The 17501-nt window shown below is 46.0% G+C and carries 12 protein-coding genes; 6 read left to right on the top strand and 6 right to left on the bottom strand.

Annotated elements, in window-relative coordinates; translation table 11 throughout:
* Positions 1-123 precede the first annotated feature (123 nt).
* Positions 124-1977, top strand: a complete 1854-nt coding sequence (locus ASG33_RS00620; protein ID WP_056279284.1) for a zinc-dependent metalloprotease — start codon at positions 124-126, stop codon at positions 1975-1977.
* A 71-nt stretch (positions 1978-2048) separates the two neighbouring features.
* On the top strand, positions 2049-2561 hold the full coding sequence (locus tag ASG33_RS00615; protein ID WP_056279282.1) for a hypothetical protein: 513 nt from the start codon (positions 2049-2051) through the stop codon (positions 2559-2561).
* Positions 2562-2651: 90 nt separating this feature from the next.
* On the opposite strand, the gene ASG33_RS00610 is transcribed toward ASG33_RS00615, so the two are convergent.
* From ASG33_RS00610 to rpsU, 3 genes are all read right to left on the bottom strand, one after another.
* Positions 2652-5237, bottom strand: a complete 2586-nt coding sequence (locus ASG33_RS00610) for a phosphoenolpyruvate carboxylase (protein ID WP_056279280.1) — start codon at positions 5235-5237, stop codon at positions 2652-2654.
* 66 nt (positions 5238-5303) lie between these two features.
* Positions 5304-6176: a tyrosine-type recombinase/integrase gene (locus ASG33_RS00605; protein WP_056279278.1), complete on the bottom strand. Its 873-nt coding sequence runs from the start codon at positions 6174-6176 to the stop codon at positions 5304-5306.
* Positions 6177-6278: 102 nt separating this feature from the next.
* The gene (gene rpsU, locus ASG33_RS00600; protein WP_026629542.1) at positions 6279-6473 is read right to left on the bottom strand and encodes a 30S ribosomal protein S21; all 195 of its coding nucleotides are present in this window, start codon (positions 6471-6473) and stop codon (positions 6279-6281) included.
* Positions 6474-6630: 157 nt separating this feature from the next.
* Here rpsU and ASG33_RS00595 point away from each other — a divergent pair, with 157 nt between their 5' ends.
* From ASG33_RS00595 to ASG33_RS00585, 3 genes are all read left to right on the top strand, one after another.
* Complete coding sequence (locus tag ASG33_RS00595) at positions 6631-7566, top strand: phosphatase (protein WP_056279276.1); 936 nt, start codon at positions 6631-6633, stop codon at positions 7564-7566.
* A gap of 76 nt (positions 7567-7642) precedes the next feature.
* Entirely contained in the window at positions 7643-10219 is a 2577-nt protein-coding gene (locus ASG33_RS00590) for a zinc-dependent metalloprotease (RefSeq protein WP_056279273.1), read from the top strand.
* A gap of 58 nt (positions 10220-10277) precedes the next feature.
* Positions 10278-10958, top strand: coding sequence for a peptidoglycan DD-metalloendopeptidase family protein (locus ASG33_RS00585; protein ID WP_056279271.1), 681 nt, complete (start codon positions 10278-10280; stop codon positions 10956-10958).
* Between the two features lie 8 nt (positions 10959-10966).
* Here the strand turns inward: ASG33_RS00585 and ASG33_RS00580 are convergent, their stop codons facing one another.
* The 3 genes from ASG33_RS00580 to ASG33_RS00570 form a co-directional block, all read right to left on the bottom strand.
* Positions 10967-11719, bottom strand: a complete 753-nt coding sequence (locus ASG33_RS00580) for an SDR family NAD(P)-dependent oxidoreductase (protein ID WP_056279269.1) — start codon at positions 11717-11719, stop codon at positions 10967-10969.
* A gap of 28 nt (positions 11720-11747) precedes the next feature.
* Positions 11748-13454 carry a S41 family peptidase gene (locus ASG33_RS00575; RefSeq protein WP_056279267.1) on the bottom strand — a complete coding sequence of 569 codons (1707 nt, stop codon included), beginning with the start codon at positions 13452-13454 and terminating at the stop codon, positions 11748-11750.
* Between the two features lie 164 nt (positions 13455-13618).
* Positions 13619-15568, bottom strand: coding sequence for an acetoacetate--CoA ligase (locus ASG33_RS00570; protein ID WP_056279264.1), 1950 nt, complete (start codon positions 15566-15568; stop codon positions 13619-13621).
* A gap of 298 nt (positions 15569-15866) precedes the next feature.
* On the opposite strand from ASG33_RS00570, the gene ASG33_RS00565 reads away from it, so the two are divergent.
* Positions 15867-17474: a pseudouridine synthase gene (locus tag ASG33_RS00565; RefSeq protein WP_056279262.1), complete on the top strand. Its 1608-nt coding sequence runs from the start codon at positions 15867-15869 to the stop codon at positions 17472-17474.
* The last annotated feature ends 27 nt before the right edge of the window (positions 17475-17501 follow it).

Below are 17501 nucleotides of genomic sequence, written 5' to 3'. Positions count from 1 at the left end.
CAGCTTCTTACCGGCAGCTAATTCGCGCCACCCGCAGCTATAAAACTATTTTGTTAATCCTAGAAATAATAGAACATTTCGACCAATCTAGTTGGCATTGTTCTACTATTAACCCTTCTACTTATGCATAGATACTTTACGCATTTCGGAAAAATTGCCTGGATTACATTTGTTATTTTCTGCACTTGTTCGGGTGCTGCATTCGCGCAGTTAATCCACTTTATCGAACCTGTCGCCGAGCAAGAACTTCAAAGTTCCCCTGAGCTAGACGAATACGAAACCAGAATCAGGAGAAATCCAAATGTCACCGCATTTCATTTTGTCCGGCTAAATCCGCTGAAAAAGGCGCAAAGAGATGGAGTAATGAAAATCAACATTCCCGGCCAGGCGCGCCCGATCACTGCCGAAGTGAGTCACGTGGAATATCACGACGACTCGAATTATGAATGGATTGGAAAGACAGACGAAGGTCGTGGTACCATTGTACTCATTGCAAAATCAGGCAGAATCAGTGCACACATATCCACGCCAGCGGGCATTTATGAAATATTTCCTGCCCCGAATGGACTGTATTGCTTGCAGGAGATTAATCCTGGAAAAGCAAGTGATGTGGGATGTGCCACAGATGCTGGCGACAAAGCTGGTAACCGGACCCATGCAGAGCTCTCGCCGCCTTCAACTGAAACTCCGATTGATCACAATGCCAAGATGAACGCGTGTCAGCCGCTTGTAAATCCGCGGGTGCTGGTGCTGTATACGCCTAAAGCTTTGGAGCTTGCAAACAATGTTCAAACAATCATTGATCAGGCAAACCTCTCCATTGCCCAATTTAACAGTACAATTTACAATAGCGGTATTACCAGCAATGCAGTGTTGACGCTGGCGGGAGTTGCTGCCCTGGATTTCATTGAGAAAGACAACAAAATGACTGGTGATGTGAACGATTTGAGCATGAATATCTCCGCTCAAAATTTACGGGACCAATATCAGGCAGATCTGGTTGTACTTTTTACAAACGGCAATTACGGCGCCCGAGGAGCAACTGCAACTCCATTTTTCAACAACTCCACGGCTTATTCAATCGTGCAAATATTAAATGCGGTGACAAATAAGACATTTACGCACGAAGTTGGGCATATACTTGGTTGCAGACACGATGGGGAAGATGGTAACCCGCAATATGCCCAAGGCTACAACATAAAAAATGGATTGGGAGTCGTAATTGATCGCACAATGATGAGCGACAAGACTGCGGACGGGAGTAATAGACTCCTCAACTTTTCCAATCCAAACATTAGTGTAGGAGGAAAGGCAACTGGAACTGCTGCTAACAATAACAATGCAAAGAGAATCACTGAAACCCATTTAGTAGTCGGCGGTTTCCGGCCGAACCCTACTCCTCCATTGGCAGCTTACATTGACGGACCAACCTACGTGACAACACAGGGTGGAAAAAACTTCGAGCTTAATTATAGCTGTGGTAACGCGCCATATTCTTTCGTCTGGCAGTACAGCTATGACGGAGTAAACTATACATTATCTAATACGACAACTGACATTTTCACCTGGTTTTTCTATCAAAATCAAAAAATTTATCTGAAGGGTACTGTTACAGCTGGTGGAAAATCGACTACTGCATTCATCGCAATAACTGCTCAGATGCCAAGCCCATACAGACAGGGAAGTGCAGGGATTGACTCAATGGACACATTCAATCCCGATTTTGAAGTGACCCCAAACCCGGCAAGTGAACAGATACAAATTCACTACAATTTGGAAACTGAGGCAGATGTCAGCCTGGAAATTATGGACCTATCTGGTATTCTGTTGAAAAACTTGGTTCCACCAAGAACCCGGCAGATGCGGGGAGCACATTCTTTGTTTTGGAAAAATGACAAGCTCGAAAATGGAAGCTATTTAGTTAAGTTGACCATTGATGACAAGATAGTTGTAAAACGTATTATCGTTCAGAAATGAGACTTCTACGAAAATCGCTATATCCCTCCATTGTTGTTTATATTTTAACTGGCTGTTATAAACAGCATCTCATGCCAAGCCGGGGCACTATCGGCTATTTTGAAGCTGATTTGAATGGGAAAAATTGGAATAAGACTTATGAAAACGCTTATCAAACCGTTTCCTCTGGAATGATCCCCTACTCTTCAAGTATGCCCTGCACCCAAGACCACCTGGAAGTACTTACAGAATTGTATTCTCCTGAAGGCCATCTAAGACAGCAACTTAATTTAATGAAGATCCCGAAGAAAGCCGGAATGAACAAAATCATTGCAAGGTCAGCGTTGCATTGTGATGAAAAGGATCCTGTTTATGCGGATTTGTTAGTGGTCATGCAAGATGGGGATGTTGTAGGAGATTCTTACGGGCCGGCGGAAGGCTTTGACAACTATTTAAATATCGAAATGTACAACAGCAAAACGGGAGAAATCAAAGGGACTTTCCAGATAACCATGATAAAGACAAGAGATGGTGGCGAGCCTGTTCTTCCGGATACATTGCGTTTCACGAATGGCAGGTTTCACACGCGATTTGTGCAGGATTAAACGGCTAGATTTTGAATTTCATTTTACATAGAAAATGCTCCTGAAAGTAAGTTCCAGGAGCATTTTCATTTATGTAATAGGAATAACTACCTATGCCGAATTTCTCGCTGCATTGATAATCCCGAACATCGCCCGCATGATCAGCTGATTGTAGGTTTCTACATCAACCGGCAGGTCTTTGGGGTCAAGTGCAAGCATTTGTAATGCATATTGCTGAATGGTAATCAAAGGCAATACAATGCGCTCACGTGTTTTGATTGATACCTTTGTCACATTGTTACTGTCCAGAAGCTCTTTCTGTCCTGATACCTCCAACAGCAGGTCGCGCGTTAGCAGGAATTCGTCATACATTTTGTCCCAAAACTCGCGGTACTCTTCCTCGTCACGCAAGTACTTTGTTGCCGGGAAAAACGCCTTTGAAAGCGACTGCATTGAATTTTCGATCAAAGTCCGGAAAAACAGGGATTTCTTGTAAAGTTGCTTGATATCCTCAACCTTGTTTTCGTCCGCCATTTGCCGGATCGCCGATCCAAAACCATAGAAGCCAGGTACGTTCTGCTTCATCTGCGCCCAGGAACCTACAAATGGAATAGCCCGCAAATCTTCAAATTTCAAGCCTTCATCATCGTTTCCGCGCTTCGTGGGGCGGCTGCCAATGTTGGTCTGACCGTAAAAACGCAATGGCGTTTTCTTATCAAGGTACTTGACAAACATCGGGTGATTTTTAAGGTCCAGGTAAGAGTTGTAGGCTGCTTCTGCCATTTCCTCGATCAACTCCTTATCTTCTGTACTTAGTTCATCCTCAGCACGATTGTCACGGAATAAATGGTTTTCCAAGCCAGCGGTAAACAATCTTTCCAGATTGTACATCGCCGTGGTTACGGTTCCGTAATTGGAGCTGATAGTTTGTCCCTGTACGGTCAGTTGTATCTCCTTATCTTCAATATCGGATCCAAGCGAGGAGTAGAAATTGTGGTTATTGCCACCTCCGCGTGCAGGCGGTCCGCCGCGACCGTCGAAGAATGTGACTTTGATCCCAAACTCTCTCGAAACCTTTGTCAGCTCCTCTTTCGCGCGGTAGATAGACCAGTTGGCGCGCAGGTAACCGCCATCTTTCGTTCCATCCGAAAATCCTACCATAATTGTTTGGTGGTTCTCGCGATTTTGTAAATGGTTGCGGTAAAATTCATTCTCATACAAGCTGCGCATGATTTCCGGCGCATTGGCCAGGTCGTCCACCGTCTCGAACAATGGAACTACATCGAGCGCAAGCTTGCCATTTTCATCAGCAATCAGATTCTTCGCCAGCGCAACCACCTGCATTACATTCAACGCAGAAGTATTGTTGCTGATAACATAGCGGTGAGCGCCTTTTTCACCATTTTTCTCCTGGATCGTCTTAATTGCTCTGATTGACCCGAGGATATCTTTTGTCAAAGGATCTTCATAATCTTCGTCGCGCAAAGGAATATTGAGCGAGAGCAGCATTTCTATTTTCTTCGGCTCGTCCCAGCCTTCATAATCACTGTATTTCAATAGCGGGATCTTCTTTTCCAGTCTTTTCAGAATATCCTCCCACGCTTTCGCATGTTTCCGGCTATCCTGCCGCACATCAAGGCTCGCGAAAAAGAAACCGAACAGGTTAAGCTTCAAAATAAAATTGTCCAGCAGCTCCACAAACAGTCCCTGATGCTTGCTCACCAGCACTTCCCGTGCTTTCAGCAACTCGTCAATCAGCTCCTGTGCATTGGCATAACCCTCTTCGAACGGACCAAAGATGGTACTGTTCATCTTCTTTTCCGCAATTGACACTGCTTCGTCGACGCCCTTGAATGTAAGTCTCCTTTTCAGCTGACGGATATCGCGGTAGTAGCTGCGCAAAAGTGTCTCTCTCAGCCTGTCCGCTACCTGCAACGTAATGTCCGGATTAACAAAAGGATTACCGTCCCTGTCACCCCCCGGCCAGAAACCAAGCCGGTACACATTCGGATAAGGCCAGTCGTGAACGCTCATTCCCAACCCATTGATCAGCTTTTCAAGGATAGACGGAATAGCGTCATAATATACATTTTCGAGGAACCAGCACAGGCTGACAGCCTCGTCGAATGGAGTAGGTTTTTCGTGATTGATAAATGCAGTTTTACCAAGTTGAAGCAAAAGCTGATTTACCTCGGTAAAATCATTCTCTTTGATCGCGTCTTCGAGATCGTTGATAATCCCGAGCACTTTACCTGAGTAAAACTGGGTTGGGTGGGCAGTCAAAACGATGCGAACACTGAAATCCTGCAATTTCGTCAGCAGCTTCTTTTTCAGCTCGTCTTTGTCCAGCCTTTCGGTCAGGTAAGTAACGGAGCCTTTTCCGGTAAGATCGTGGGTTTGGTCAAATGCAGCATCTTCAACGGAATCGAAGAGTACAACTTGCCTTTCAATATATTGAATAAATGCAAAAAGCAGATCTGTCCTTTCCTTGGGAGTGGCGGTTTCAAGTAGTTCCGAAAAAAAGTGCTCGATGATTTCCTTCGGGGATTTTCCCTCCTGAAAACCTGTCTCACTCTGCTGCGTAAGTATCGGAAGTAACGAACCCGTCTGAAAAATACCGCGATAGGGCAAACTCAGGAAAAGGCTGTTGAAAATATTATACTTCGTTACAACTGCGTCCTGAAAACTGTTATTCATAATGAAGCGACGAAATTATATTTTGAGATCTGCTATGGAGGTCAAATATAATCCTAAAAATCGGTTTCAGGCTTTTGGGTGGGCCTGCTGATGCGTTTTTTTCAGCTTTTCAATGGAGTTGTGGGTATAAATCTGCGTGGCTGCCAGGTTGGCGTGACCAAGCAGCTCCTTAATTGCATTCAGATCGGCTCCGCGGTTAAGCAAGTGCGTTGCGTAGGTGTGACGGAGGATGTGGGGGCTCTTTTGAGATAAAGTAGTTACTGCCGAAAGATATTTTTTAACAAGCCTTTGAATAAACACCGGGTAAGCTGCTTTCCCCGAGTCCGTGACAATCAGGTTATGTGCGGCCGCAACTTCCTTTCTTTGTTGCAGATAGGTATCCAGCAGCTCGGCCAAAGATTTTCCGATCGGTACAATGCGTTCTTTGGCGCGTTTTCCAAAAACCCGAAGCGTATATGCGTGCAGGTCCACGTGCCTTACTTCCAGATCCAGCAGCTCGGCAAGCCGGATCCCGCTACCATAAAGCAACTCAATTACCACCCGGTCACGCATCCCCGAGAAGTCTGCCGAAAACGTATCTTCCTGAAAAAGCATTTCCATTGACTGCTCTTCAACGAATGCAGGAAGCTTTTTTCGCGTTTTTAACGCCGACAGGACTTTCGTCGGATCTTTGGAAATCAATTGTTTTCGTCTCAAAAATGCATAGTAACTCCGCAGAGAGGCAATTTTCCTGTTCACAGAAGTCGGGTTTAATCCTTCTTCCATTAAGCTGACAACCCACGACCGTAACATAGCCGGCTGTGCTGTTTCAGGAGCACTGCATTCATATTGAAGCAACAGGTATTTCTGAAATTGGTCCAGATCAGTTTGGTACGATTTGACCGTATGTGCGCTGGCGCGCTTTTCAAAATTCAGAAATTGCAGAAAGGCATCGATCATAGCGGCCAATATACAAAAAAGAGCTATCTGAAATCAGACAGCTCTTTTTTGATATGGATACAATGATCCTGTATAATTCATTCAGAAACCACTCCTTTGGATCTAGTCCTCTAAATGACCGTAAGTCTTTTCCTTGTAAACGGCACGCAAAACTTCGAAACGACGTCTAACAGATGGTTTTTCGAAAGCTGTACGAGCACGAAGCTGACGCATTGTACCGGTTCTTTCAAATTTCTTCTTGTAACGCTTAAGAGCGCGGTCAATCGATTCGTTGTCTTTTATGTTAATAATCAGCATGCTTATTAATGTAATGTTATTTTGAATGGTTTTCTGAAATTGGACTGCAAAGAAAAGTTATATCAAACAGAAAATCAAGAAATAAGTCATTAAAATTAGGTTATTTTTGCAAGTACCGCGATAGAAGGAAAGCAATGGAACAATTAGACAGCCCAATATGAGCTCTCGACTGGGAATTATCGATTTAGGAACAAATACATTTCACCTGCTGATCATCGAAAAAAATGGGGATCAGTTTTCCAAAATCTTTCATGACAGCCGTCCGGCCAGGATTGGAATGGGCGGGATCAACCGGAAAACGATCACACCGGAGGCTTTCGGCCGCGCGAGTGCCGTACTTTCCTACTTCCGGGAAACACTGGACTTGCACGGAGTCCATGCTGAACACACGTTTGCTTTCGGTACCAGTGCAATCCGGAATGCAGAAAACCAGGGCGAGTTTTGCACTGAGGTATTCCACAAAACGGGCATTTCCATTACAGTTATAGACGGGAACAAGGAAGCGGAGTACATTTATCGTGGTGTCCGTTTTGGTACCGATATTGGAAACGAGCCTTCGCTGATCATGGATATTGGGGGCGGAAGTGTGGAGTTCATTATCGGAAACCACGCGCAAATATTCTGGAAACAAAGCTTTGAGATCGGCGGACAACGTTTGATGGACAAGTTTATGAGAAACGATCCGCTATCTGTCGCCGACAAGAAGAACCTCTATAACTATTTTGACGAAAACCTCATTCCACTGGCTAATGCGATTCATCAATACGCCCCGCAGAAGCTGATCGGCTCCTCAGGCACGTTCGACACGCTTGTTGACATGGATTTTCAATACCGCCTTGGCGAAGGTCCTCCAAAACACCAGACTGACTTTCATCTTCCATTAGAAGAATTCTACCGCGCCTATCACCTTATCGTTTCCGGAAACCACGACCAGCGGATGCAAATTTCAGGAATGATCGAGCTGCGGGTGGATATGATCGTAGTCGCAGTGTGCCTGATTGACTATGTTTTAAAAAGTTACGGCATTCACAAAATTCAGATTTCCAGTTACGCATTAAAAGAAGGTGTTCTTGCCGAATTATTGTCAAACTAATTGCTTCTAATCGTAAATTAGATTTTGATTTACTCCCTGGCTTCTATCATTTAAAACAAAACTCTTAAACAATTCCATGAGATTATTTCGGTGCCTTATTCTTACGGGACTAGCTCTCGTGTATCTTAATGATGCCCAAGCCCAAAAAAAGAAGAAAAAGAAGGAAGAAGATGTAAAAATCGAAAAGGCAGTCGACGCAATGGCGACGGCGGTTAAAGACAAGCTGAAAGAGGACAAGAAAAAAAGTCCGAAGGCTTTCAAAGACCTGATCGATACCAGTGCAGTGAGCCAGAAAGGAATGATCTCGGTGCACAAAATGGACGACAAATGGTATTTTGAAATACCGGATTCGTTATTGAACCGGGATATCATGGCAGTTACCCGATATTCGAAGACGGCCGCAGGAGGCGGGATTTTTGGTGGGGAGGAAGTAAACCGTCAGATGATCCGCTGGGAAAAAGGGGTAGACAATAACGTACTGCTCAGATCCGTGACAGTCGTTTTAACCAGTCCCGACAGTACCAAACCTATTTTCCAGGCTGTTAAAAACTCCAACTCTGATCCTATCATTGGTGTTTTCGACATTAAAGCAGTTAAAAAAGATCCGGGCACAAAAGCTTCGGTGATCGACGTTACCGAGTTTTTCAATTCTGATAACCAGGTTTTCTCACTTAACTCGGTCAACAAGCAATTGCTGAAACTGACAGGTTTCAAAAAGGAGGCTTCTTACATTGAAAAAATGAGAAGTTTCCCGATCAACACGGAAATACGGACTGTAAAAACCTTTACCGTATCGCCACAAATGCTCACACCTACGCCCGTACCGCAGATCGGCCAGTACTTACCATCGGGGCTCGACGCCGGGGTTGTCACATTTGAGATGAATACTTCCATGATCCTGCTGCCCGAAAGACCCATGCAAAAACGCATTTTCGATAGCAGAGTTGGGTATTTTGCCAATCAGTATGCGGTATTCGGTGAAGAATCGCAGCGATCAGATACGGAAGTATTTGCAGTAAGATGGAGGCTTGAACCCAAGAATGCGGAAGACGCAGCGAAACAGAAGAATGGCGAGCTGATTGAACCGAAAAAGCCTATAATCTATTACATCGACCCTGCAACGCCAGAAAAATGGCGCAAGTACCTGAAAGCCGGCGTTGATGACTGGCAGGTTGCCTTTGAAAAAGCAGGCTGGAAAAATGCGATCCGTGGCGAATACTGGCCGGAAGGCGACACAACCATGAGCCTGGAAGACGCCCGGTACTCGGTAATCCGCTATTTCGCAGCAGATATCCAGAATGCATACGGTCCGAATGTACACGATCCGCGAAGTGGCGAAATCCTGGAAAGCCACATTGGCTGGTACCACAATGTAATGCGCCTGCTGCGTAACTGGTATCTTATTCAGGCGGCTGCGGTAGATCCAAAAGCACGTACAAAGAAGTTTGACGACGAATTAATGGGCGAGCTCGTGCGCTTTGTATCCTCCCACGAAATCGGACATACATTGGGACTGCGGCATAATATGGGCGCCAGCTCGGCTACGCCGGTAGAAAAGCTGCGTGACAAAGAGTGGATCAAAGAGCACGGCCACACAGCCTCCATTATGGATTATGCGCGGTTTAATTATGTGGCACAGCCCGAAGATGGTATTACCGATCTTTTCCCAAGGATTGGAGATTATGACAAGTGGGCGATTCAATGGGGTTACAGCAACTTCGCCGACATCCGCGATCCAAAAGCGCAGAAGGCGAAGCTAAATGAAATGACAAAAGAGGCTTACAAGGATACCAGGCTGCACTTTGGAACAGAAATCAGCCCGTACGATCCGAGGTACCAAACGGAAGATTTGGGCGACAATGCGATGAAAGCTTCCGAATATGGTATAAAAAACCTGAAAAGGATTCTCCCGAACCTGATCGAATGGAGCCGTGAAGATGGAGAAAGCTATAAGGAACTTGATGAGATTTACAGCAATGTAACTGCGCAATATCGCCGGTACCTCGGCCACGTGATCAAAAATATAGGCGGTATTTACGATACACCAACTACCTACGACATGGAAGGGCCGACATTTACACCGGTCGCGAAAAGCACCCAGAAAGAGGCAGTTGAATTCCTGAATGCGCAGCTTTTCAAAACGCCTACCTGGCTTTTAGATCAGAATATCATCAATAAGATCAAGCCCGAGACAGGTGTAGAGGCGATTAAAGCATTGCACGAATATGCGATCACGGCGCTTTTTGCAGGCGACAGGGCTGTGAGGTTAATGGAAACAGGTATGACTGCCAAAAATTACACGCTCGATGAGCTGTTCACTGATCTGGAAGGCGGTATCTGGTCGGAAACCAAAACGGGCAAGAACATCGATTTGTATCGTCGCAACCTGCAAAAGGTTTATACCGAAAAGCTGATCGATTTGCTGAAACCTGGCAAAGCCAATGTACAGTCAATTCCGGTGGGGATTACCTATGGTTTTTCAACCCGCGTTGTGGAGCTGGAAAAAACGGATCTGCCTTCTGTGGCCCGGGCGCACCTGGAAAATCTGAAAACGACGATTACAGCTGCTATTCCAAAAAGTGCGGACAAAATCACAAAGTATCACTTGCAGGATATTCTGCAGAGGATCAAACAAAGTCTCGATCCTAAATAAGTCTTGAATTCAGAGAGCCGGGCATTCGTGCCTGGCTCTTTTGCTTTAAACCTCAATTATGTCGGATTTGAAACAAATACTAGGCAACTATCCTGCATTTGCCAAAGTTATTGACAACGTAAAACCTTACAGAAGACTGGATTTCTCAGCCAGCAACGAGGTATTACTTACCCGCGATCTTTCAAAAACGAGTGAGTTTTCAAAGTATGTTTTTGAAGAGCTTCTGTCGCGAAGCAGATACAATGGAATTGGCGGGTATGGAGAAAACCGGGTGATATACCGCCAGCGAATGCATTTCGGAGGCGATGAACCGGGCGCGAGGAGCATTCACTTGGGTACTGATATCTGGATTGAAGCGGGCGAGCCGCTGTTTGCGCCTCTTGACGGAACAGTTCACAGCTACGCATTCAACAACCACTACGGAGATTATGGCCCCACGATCATTTTGGCCCACGAATTATCCGGAGTACCATTTTATACATTGTACGGGCATTTGTCGCTTTCGTCGCTCGACGGACTTGCTGTCGGAAAACGCATTGCGAAAGGGGAACGCTTCGCCTCCATTGGCGACTATCCGGAAAATGGTGACTGGCCACCGCACCTGCATTTCCAGGTGATCAGCGATATTGGTGATTATGAGGGCGATTTCCCAGGGGTAAGTAGCTTTTTTGATCAGGACTATTATTTTTCAATATGTCCCGATCCCAATCTCATTTTAAGAATAGCGAAAAATAGCTGAGTTGGTTGCTACTTCCTGTGAATGGTAGTTGCAGTAGATTGTGCACCGGCCAGAATCGTGATATCCGCAATGGTCACGCGATCCGGTGCATTTACAGCGTACAAGATTGCGTCAGCAATATCTCCGGCCTGCAATGGATCAAAACCCTGGTACACTTTCCCTGCACGCTCCTCATCGCCTTTGAAGCGAACCAATGAAAATTCTGTCTCCACAGCTCCGGGCGCCACATTTGTTACCTTGATTCCGTGTTGTGTCAATTCCAGGCGCATTCCCTCGCTTAGTACTTCCACAGCCGCTTTCGAAGCGCAGTATACTGCTCCATTAGGGTAAGTCTGCTTGCCTGCAATGGAACTGATATTGACGATATGCCCCTTCCCTTTTTCCAAAAGCAATGGAATAACCGCTTTCGAAACGTATAGCAAGCCTTTTACATTTCCATCTATCATAGAGTCCCAGTCATTCGTATCGCCTTCATCCAGGGAGCCGAGCCCGTGCGCATTGCCTGCATTGTTGATCAGGATATCAATATTTTTCCAATCATCGGAAAGCGAGTTGATCATTGCAAGCACAGCACCTTTGTCGCGAACGTCAAAAAGAAGGGTGGTCACCTGTACTTTGGAAGATAATTTGTCAGCGAGCTCATCGAGCCTTTCCTGGCGGCGACCACACAGAATAAGATCAATTCCTGCATCAGCGAAGAGTTCGGCTGTTGCTTTTCCTATCCCGGAGGTAGCTCCGGTAATTAATGCAATACGGGACATTAGAATTTTGATTGTGTTACTGGTCTGACTACTCCTTTTTCTTACGCGGGATATTCAGACTGCTAAATTGACCTTTTTCAAGCTGGGCTGCCTGGTTAAACATTTGGACTGCCTGTTGAAAAACATTATCGGTAGGATTAAGTACCTGGAAAACCTCATTATTAAGTCCGCTCTTCTGCTTTCTGCCCCAAACATAGCGACCGATGATTGCCTTCGTTTGAGAGGTAATCAGTGTTTTTGAAAGATCCAGCTCAGCGGGATTTGGCTTGATGCCTGATTTCGTTGCGTCTTTTACCATATCGGCCAGCATAGCATCAGACACTTCAAAGGATTTCACAAACTCGTCAAAAGTCTGTTTTTCCAATTTCTTCTGATTTGAATTGGCATAACGCAATGCGTATTCTCTGATGATATTTTTTGAGTAAAGCTCAAACAGATACTTGCTGTTCTGCAAGGTATCTTTTGGAACAAAAATATCCGGTGTAATGCCGCCGCCGCCGTAAACAATGCGCCCGCCGTCAGTTTTATAAACTTTACTTTTATCGAATTTGATACTATCCACATTGAACAGCTCGCCGCTTTCGTAACGATGTGAAAGATCCTGGCTGTAATCTTCTCCCTTGCCCAGTTCGTAAGGTTTTTGAATGCTTCTTCCGCTCGGGGTATAATAGCGCGAGATTGTCAGGCGCAGTTCAGATCCGTCAGAAAGCTTGATTGGCATTTGAACCAGGCCTTTTCCGTAAGATCTCCGTCCCACAACCAATGCGCGGTCATGATCCTGCAATGCGCCGGCGAGAATTTCAGAAGCGGAGGCACTTCCTTCGTCTACCAGAACGATCAATGGACCCTGTTCAAAAAGTCCGTCGACGTGCGAACGTGTTTTTCGGTCGAAGCGGCTGTCCTTTCCTTCGGTGTACACCAGGAGCTTATTTCCCGCGATAAATTCATCGGCCATGCTTGTAGCACGCTCCATATAACCTCCGGGATTGCCGCGCAGGTCGAGGATCAGGTTCTTCAATCCTTGCCCCTTCAATGTCTTCAGTGCAGATTTAAACTCTTCAAATGTTGATTCGGAAAAACGGCTGACCTTGATATAGCCGATCTCCTGATCAACCATATAAGATGCATCAACGGAGAATGTTGGAATGCGGTCGCGGACTACCGAGAAGTTCATCTTCTCATTCAATCCCACGCGCTCAATGGCGAGATTTACCTTCGTGCCCCTTTTACCACGTAATAATTTATAGACCTGTGCATTGGTTACACCCGGCCCCGAAAGGTTCTCTTTGTTAACCGAGATAATCCGGTCACCACTCTGGATACCCGCTGCCTCCGAAGGTCCGCCGCTCAGGGGCGTTACCACGTAAACCGTATCATTGTAAATATTGAATTCAACGCCTATCCCGTCAAAGCCCGATTCCAGCTGCGAACGTGCTGCGGTAGCTTCTTCTGCATTGAAGTAGGCTGTGTGCGGATCGAGCTTTTCCAGCATTTTTGAAATTGAAAAATCAACCAGCTCCTCGGTATTCACAGAGTCAACATAGTTATTCTCAACCAGCATCAATACTTCCCGGAACTTGGCATATCCCTTGGCAACTTCTGACAGTTTCTTTCCGCCGCTAAAAAACGTGCTGCCCAGCAACACACCCGCCGCCAGCGTTATTCCAATGATGATTGGCAAACGCACAACCGATTTTGGATTATTAATCGGTGTCTGAGACTTTTCTGGATTCATGCTGGTCAAGTTTGAAAAGGGTGTTGAGAAGACTGTCCGGCACACTTCTATCTAACGTGAAGTAAGCGATTTTGATTGCTTATTGCAAGAGAGCCGAGGGCACGTTTTGAAGGAAAACGAAAATAGAGCAGGCTTAGATCCTGAACAGAAATTGAATTTCGGCCTCAAACAAAAGATTTCAGTGATTCAGGATTACGCATTGTATCCAGGTTAATGCACTTCTCCGGATCCTGGCCCATAAGTATGCGCTTCATGGGAGCCTCCATTTTCTTCCCGTTGATCGTGTAAGGAATGTCGGCAACCTGCTCGATCGTATCAGGAATATGCCGCGGACTGTACTGGCTGCGAATCGTTTCCCTGATCTTGGCCTTCAATTCATCGGTCAGGTCCTGCTCTCTGCCCAGCACAACGAAAAGAGAAATGGTACCCTCGCCATTGGATTTTTCAAGATAAACAGCCAGGCTGTCTTTCACTTCGGGCAGGCTTTCAACTGCCCGGTAAATCTCCGCAGTTCCGATACGCACTCCTCCTCTGTTTAATGTGGCATCAGAGCGTCCGTAGATGATTACTGAGTGCCGGTCGGTTATTTTGATCCAATCTCCGTGCCGCCAAACAGCCGGGTACATTTCAAAGTAGCTGCTGTGATATTTTTCCTGGGAAGGGTCATTCCAGAAACAGACGGGCATAGAAGGCATTGGTTGGGTAATTACCATTTCTCCCAGCTCATTCTTTACCGGTTTACCATCTTCGCCAAAAGCTTCAATGCGTGCACCGAGCATTCTGCATTGTATCTCGCCAGCATATACCGGTACGATGGGGCAGCCACCTACGAATGCGGAACAAACGTCGGTACCTCCGCTTAGCGAGATCAGCCACACATCTTTTTTAACCTGCTTATAAACCCATTCAAAAACTTCCGGGGGCAGGGGGGACCCGGTAGACCCAATCGTTTCTAATGCGGAAAGGCGCTCAGATGTAATGCTGACACCGCTTTTCATGGAGTTTATGAAAAACGCAGCGCCACTTCCAAAGTGCGTAATCCTGGCTTCTTCTGCCAGACTCCAAAGTACCTGTGAGGAAGGATAAGCAGGCGCCCCGTCGTAAAGCACCAGCGTAGCACCGCAAAGCAGTGAGCTCAACGCATAATTCCACATCATCCAGCCCGTTGTGGAGTACCAGAAGTAACGGTCGCCCGGTTTCACATTCTGGTGTAAAACCAAAGCCTTCAAATGCTCTATTAAACAACCGCCTACCCCGTGCGTAATCGCCTTAGGCTCAGCAGTTGTTCCCGACGAATACAAAATCCAGATCGGATGATCGAAGGGAACCGGCTCAAAGTCAATGCCAAAATGCTGCAAATGGAGAATATCCTCCCAGGATGTATATCTTTCGTACCTGCTTTCGGCACCAGTATTATTGATTAAAACGATATCCTTAACAGAGCGAAGCGAAATGGAAAGCTCCTGCGCGAATGCGGTCAGATCGTGAACTTTGCCGTTGTACTGGCAACCGTCGGCGATAAACAGGACTTTGGGTTCAATTTGCCGGAATCTCTCGACCAACGCCGTTTTTCCAAAATCCGGCGAGCACGAAGACCAAACTGCACCAATGGAGTTAGCTGCCAGAAACGCCACCACTGCCTGAGGTATGTTGGGTAGAACAGCCGCTACACGATCGCCGGGCCGCACTCCTATTTGTTTGAGCCAGGTAGCTACCGCTGCTACTTCCGCTTCCAGCTGCTCCCACGATATTTCACGAAGTCCTTCTTGCTCAGATTTAAACAGAATGGCGGGCCGATCTTTTGTTTTATTCCTGAAAATATGCTCTGCGTAGTTGAGCTTGGAGCGGGTAAACCACTTGGTACCTATCATTCCACTTTGCGGGCGTTGCAAAACTTCGAGATAAAGATCGTGTGACTTAATATTGAAGTAATTCCAGAGACTTTCCCAAAAATCTTCCAGATCGGTTACAGACCACTCCCACAGGTCGTGATAAGATCGAAAATAAAGTCCCTTTTTGACAAAAAGCCAATCCATATACTTTTTCAGATTGGATTGTTCCAGCAATGTCCGTCCAGGTTTCCATAATGGCTGAGTCTGCACCTCGGTTGACATATACGATATCGTTCATTGAAGATTTAGATCCGAAAGCCTTGTAACCGGCATTTCGCTGATAGTACTAATAAACGTTGCTTTATGACTTTTGACATAAAATGGCCGCGAAATATTTAACCGGAAAATTGGCGTATCTTTGCAGGCTAATCTATAAATTATCAACACTTTCTGATGATCAGATACGCTGGCTAACTGATTTTGGTGGCATTAATGTCGGAAAATATACCACAAATTAACTTTCAGTTACAAGCAATTTGTTAAGAGGAAAAAATCCCAGTAGTGATACTGCATTCCTAAAATGAGAAAAAGAACAAACAATTCGAGACCGGCAGGTGGCCAGTCTTCGGGTGGAGGGGACAAATCCTTCCGCAAAAGCAGCGGCGGCGGCGGTAATTCATTCAGAAAACCAAAGCCAGAAACTGAAAGCCGTTTCAGTAAGCCGAGTGTTAAAAAATCCAGTCTGAAATTCTCAGCACAGGAAAACAAGCCAGCCAAATCACGTCCAAGCTTCGGACACGAAAAACCAGCAGATGACAGGCCGCGTTTCAATCGCGAACAAGGTGGTTTCCGCAAGGACAAACCCTTCGGAAATGCCGGTGGTTTCAAAAAAGATTCGGGCTTCCAGGGAGAGAAAAGGTCTTTCAGAAAACCTGAATCAGGAGAAAGCCGCCCGTTCCGACCACGCAGTACAGATGAAAATTCAGAAAGAAGGCCTTTTTCAGACAGAAGAACATCTTCCGACAGGGATGAAAGGCCACGTTTTGATAAAACACGTGAGTTCAGGCCGGAAGGAAGACCTGCATTCGGGAAGAGGGAAGACAGAAATGAGTTCCGTCCTAGAGAATCCAGAGAAGGCGGACCGAGAGAAAATTTCAGGGCAAGAGAGGATGGTGACAGAGCGCCAAGAGAGAGTTTCGGACGTGAAGAAAGAGCGCCGCGTGAAGGTTTCAGACCGAGAGAAAATCGGGATCAAAGCGACAAGCGGGCACCGAGAAGTGATAGATCCGGACGCGATGAAAGAGCGCCAAGAGGCGAAAGACCAGTAAGGGACGAGAGAGCTCCGCGAGAAGAAAGAGCACCTGATGCCGAAGACAGAAGCGGATTGGACCGCAGAGTGGGCAGATATGAGACAGCACCCCGCTACAATCTGCAAGATTATGAGAAGAAGATAGCTCCAAAAAAAAAAGAAGAAATCAGCACTGACATCAGGCTGAACCGCTATATCGCGAATGCAGGTATCTGTTCGCGCAGGGAAGCTGATGATCTGATTTCTTCCGGCCAGATTTCGGTAAATGGAAAAACGATTACCGAAATGGGTTATAAAGTCAAGATGAGCGACGTTGTCAAATACGGCAAAAAGGCGCTTAATCCTGAGAAAATGGTTTATATCCTGATCAACAAACCGAAGGATTATATCACTACAACGGACGATCCGGAAGAGCGTAAAACTGTTTTGGACCTGATCAAAGGCGCGTGTAATGAGCGTGTGTACCCGGTGGGTCGTTTGGACAGGAACACAACAGGCTTGCTATTGCTGACTAACGATGGTGAACTCGCCGAAAAGCTGACGCACCCTTCAAGTGGGATCAAGAAGATTTACCAGGCTGAGCTGGATAAACCAATCACAACAGAAGATTTCGAGCGGTTACAGCACGGGGTAGATCTGGAAGACGGTTTTATTCGCCCCGATGAAGTTGGTATCGTGACTCCTGATGCAATGGTGGTAGGACTTGAAATCCACAGTGGTCGCAACCGGATTGTTCGCCGGATGTTTGAGCAATTGGGTTATGAAGTCCAGAAGCTGGACCGGACCGTTTTTGCAGGTTTGAATAAGAAAGACCTGCCAAGAGGTAAATGGCGGTTTTTGAGTGAGAAAGAGGTTGTCAAGCTCAAATATATGCTTTGATACAAAACAAAACGAGGCCGCGGAATT

This window comes from Dyadobacter sp. Leaf189 (assembly GCF_001424405.1).
Lineage (GTDB): Bacteria > Bacteroidota > Bacteroidia > Cytophagales > Spirosomataceae > Dyadobacter.
Note: the sequence above shows the minus strand (reverse complement) of the source record. Positions and strands in the feature narration are given on the sequence as shown.